4 protein-coding genes are annotated in these 4,088 nt (G+C 40.1%); all 4 read right to left on the reverse strand.

Features of this window, described 5'->3' with window-relative positions:
* Window positions 1-376: 376 nt before the first annotated feature.
* A complete protein-coding gene (locus KO361_03100; GenBank protein MCC7574555.1) occupies window positions 377-1,369 on the reverse strand; it encodes a hypothetical protein in 993 nt (330 codons plus the stop codon).
* A gap of 123 nt (window positions 1,370-1,492) precedes the next feature.
* Window positions 1,493-1,816, reverse strand: a complete 324-nt coding sequence (locus KO361_03105; protein MCC7574556.1) for a hypothetical protein — start codon at window positions 1,814-1,816, stop codon at window positions 1,493-1,495.
* A 21-nt stretch (window positions 1,817-1,837) separates the two neighbouring features.
* Window positions 1,838-3,361: a sucrose phosphorylase gene (gtfA, locus tag KO361_03110; protein ID MCC7574557.1), complete on the reverse strand. Its 1,524-nt coding sequence runs from the start codon at window positions 3,359-3,361 to the stop codon at window positions 1,838-1,840.
* Window positions 3,362-3,436: 75 nt separating this feature from the next.
* Window positions 3,437-4,088, reverse strand: a 652-nt coding sequence (locus KO361_03115) for an adenylyl-sulfate kinase (protein MCC7574558.1), incomplete at its 5' end; no start/stop codon positions are given.

The raw sequence follows: 4,088 nt of genomic DNA on the forward strand, positions 1-4,088 counted from the left end.
CACCCCGCAGTATCCAGGAGTGAAAAGCAAACAGTAAGCAAAAATGAGACGAGAAAGCTCGTTTCAGAACGAATCATTCAAAGTTTCACTCTTAGGTGGAAATATAAAACAGAATATCAAAAATTGGAAATTTCACGAAATCAAAGAGTGAAATTTCTTTTTTAAATGGCCTGTCAAAGGTTCCGGTGTATTTTGTAGAGATTACTTGATTGAGAAACACATGATCTGTGTGATCAAAAAATGAGAGAACTGTTGTGGATTTTAGTCTTCATTCTGGCTTTAATTATGGAGCTAAGTTTGCCCGTGATTCCGATTGCTCCTCTTGGTAATATTCGCTCTCTAATAAGACTTGGAAAATTATTGAACCGATTCAAATTTAAAATAACATTTGCCTAATTTCATCCAAGGCTTTTTCTTCGACGGTCTTATCTGTACATATTTCAACAAAGAACCGATTATCCGCAAAATCAGCAAGCCTGAAGTACATATCCTGGGAATAGAGCGTCTCAAAAAGTCTTATTTTTTCATATGCCCTGGTGAATAATCTGTCTGAATAAATATCTGTAAGATATGGAACGGCAGTATACATCCTGAATTCAACCCTCGGGTCAAAACACGAAAGAAGCATGGGAAAAGTGCCATAACAACCAGATTCGATCACGATAATCCTCTTTTCCTGGATCTGACCTAACAAATTTTTTACCGTTGTTGTTACGACGGGGTATTTTTCCAGGTTTTTTCTGATTCGTGGAAATGAAAAGTCACACAATTCGCGAAATGTTTTGACGTTTGCTTCTTCCAGGGCTTCTAACAGCGGGTCCCGGATCGCCTCGTCGACATCTTCTTCTCCCGTAAGCTTTTCCAGCATTTTTCTTCCCATCAGCCACGGATAAATCGGATTTCTGCCTTTGCGTGAAAAGTAAAGATAGGGCAGTAAGGTGTCTCGTAGAAGAAAAATATAGGCAGTGTCTTCCTCGTATCCTACCCATTCACAAAAGGTGATGAGCTCTTCAATGAAGGGATGCGGTTCCTTTATTGGTTGAGGCTGAATTTCATTATCAATTTTTCTAAGTATCGCTTCCAATTCAAACCTATCACCAGAATAGATCAATTCATTTGTATCTACAATCCGAGGGCTGATTTCAAAAGGTGTTGCATTATTATCTGCCAGGTAATGGCGAAGCTTGGTGATACCGGAAAACTTCTCTTCCAATTGAATACGCAAATATGAATATCCTTCGTCTTGCAAATCATCCAGCATTTTCAGCAGTTGTTTTGCTTTGTAGAGACGTTCCTCGGTGAATGGTGATGACTCTAGTTCTTGAATATTGTTTTGGTAGTAATCCAAGTTAAATGATATAAAACCCATTTTGACTTTATCGGTCCCAGATTCGTTCTTTGGATATTAACACCACTTTCTCTGCACGAGACATTTGCCGAGCTTTGAAAGTAGCATGATTATTTGATACAAAAAATATGTTCATAATTCGAACTAATAATAGGCTATCTTTTGAAACACTATGCCGTGTATTATCAAAGAACTTTCAAAATCGAAAACCCCTTTATGTTTTTCAAAATAATCACTAAATTTGGCGGTAACTTCGCCGGGTTCACTGACACCGAGAATATTGGTCAGCACCCTTCGCCATTCTGAAATAAGCAATTCATAGTGAAAATCATTGGCGAGTTCAAAGTCCACGGTTGCACCGATCTCTGTACCAGCATTATCATGCCAAATTCTATAAAAAACTAATTCCGATACTTGAATTTTCTTGTCGCTTGAATACCTTTGCGCCAGCCAATCATCGCTATACATTATTATTCCTCCGTGCCCCTTTTATCTATTGTCATTCTCGATTTCAGTGACAATCTCATACTTATAACTTTGAAAATCTGCAATAAGACCAGCCTGATATTTCCCTCTTGTCCATAAGAACTTGACCTTGCTTCCTTCGGTTTCCATGGTGAGCACAGCCTCTTCCCCAAATGCTTCACAGGAATTTCGGAATTTCAACAGTCGAAGCTGTTCTTTTACGACTTCCTGATTCATTAATTTTTCAACATCCTCTGTACGGAGATTGGTTCGATTTATTTCTTTGTGTCCGCCCTCCCCAGCTCTTTTAACTGCGTCGTAGTCATTCTTGCCTGCGAACAGATCCAGATACCACACCTGTGGTCTGCCTGGCATAAACATCTGTACAGCTCTTGCGAATAAAAGTTTACGATCGTCCTCGCCCAGTACGCTGTAATAGGTGGCATTGACCTGGTAATATATGTTTTTCTGACCGTGAAGATTTTTCACATAACCGCCACGTTTCACCAACAGCTCAATCAGCTTCTGAATTTCATCATCTGGCAGAAAGCCCTTCAAATCTAAAACCGGGATCCCGTCGTGACATCCGAGCATATTGACTGTTCGGATTTGTTTTTGTTGTAACTCCTCTGCCCAGCGTACCAGGCATTCCCCGGAGCGATTTTCGATGGCATAGATCAGTAATCCCGGTAAAAAGAAATCGTAGGTCATATATCCCTTCCGGGACAGTTTTTCATAGATTTTTTCGCCATAACTAGCATGAATTTCTGGCAAAAGTGTCAAATCGATTTGATCTGCCAGTTCCTGTATCTGCTCCAGCAAATCCCAGGTACCGGGTTCATTTAGAAAATTTCTTTCACCCGGCTCTTTTGGCGCATATGCAAATGCATCAAGTCGTACCAGCTTCGCTCCATATGAAGCTATTTTTCTTAATGTTTCTTCATAATCCTTCCACACCAACGGTGATTTGATATTGAGATCCATCTGACCGAGATATTTCTTTCCAAAAGGTGAATCAGGATCATCCTTCACTTCCTGATAAAACGTATTCCAATAGGGAACCCTTGTGCCATCCGGAAAATCCACCATCAAAATTGGAAGCCCGGGTTTTCGAAAGAACATATCTTTTATGTACTTTTGCTCTGGCACGATATATCCATCCGCACTAAGGCTTCCATAGCCCTTCCAGAAAGTATTCCAATTGATAAAAAAGTCCTTATATTCAGAAGCAGCACCTTTTTCCAGAACGTCTTTGAACTCCATCGAGTTTACCGATTTGTGATTCAGAACAAAGTCAAGCTTCAAGGCTATTCCAAGCGCTTTTAGCCGCTCCAGGTCCTGTTCTGTTGCCAGGGTTTTCTCCAATTCGTAATCGATAATGGAAAATCCCCGATCCAAATCACTGTGGAAGAGACTTGGCAAGATGTAAAAACCATCGAAAATATTTCGAAATTCGTCTTTTTCAAGGATTTTGACAATATCTTTCAGACTGCCTCCCATACTGTCTGGATAAGCGTTCAGCATTGGACCTGTAGACTGATTTTTCATTTTTGTGATCCTCCCAATTAATCATTGAGGTTTATTTTTGGAGCGATTGAAACAGCTGCATAAGGAACAACAAAATCATTCCAAAAATCCACTTTTCGTAATACGAATTTTTGCGCGTCCAAGTTGCGATGCTAATAATTCCTGTTCCAGTTTTAAGACTAAGGTTGTAAATGGGCTATCTACTTTTCCATCTCGGTTTCTGGCTTTTCTGTGGGCCAGAGTCTCCTCCGGGGTGCTGTTTAAGAAGACAGGGATATCAATGCCATGTAGATTGTGATTGTTTCCATGTGTCCACTCCAGCATTAATATCTGGATGTTTGAGAAATCAACCGGTTCATACCACAATTCCCCAACTTCTCTTCCCATACGCCTCAAATAAATGTACTTTTCGTTTTCCTTGAATAATTTGATGATCTGATTTACTTCTTTGAAATTGATTTCAAGCTCAGAGCCAAGATATTCCCGCAATCCCTCAACGCCTTTTTCCTGGTACACTCGCTCTCTTTCAAGATCATTAAATTTCGGGATTCTGTGAGGGTAATTATCCCCTGACATGGTGTAAGCACCTATCCCAAATTCTCTCAAGTAGTGAGATAAAAGAGATGCTATTTCCGATTTTCCTACCCCGGATCCTCCGTAAACAGATATCACGATTTTTTCCGAGTCATAGTGCTCAATCTCATCCAAAAGTACAGGGAAAATCAGTCTTGCTTTGTTGATATGGTCG

Source organism: Candidatus Woesearchaeota archaeon (genome assembly GCA_020854775.1).
Classification (GTDB): Archaea; Nanobdellota; Nanobdellia; order Woesearchaeales; family 21-14-0-10-32-9; genus 21-14-0-10-32-9.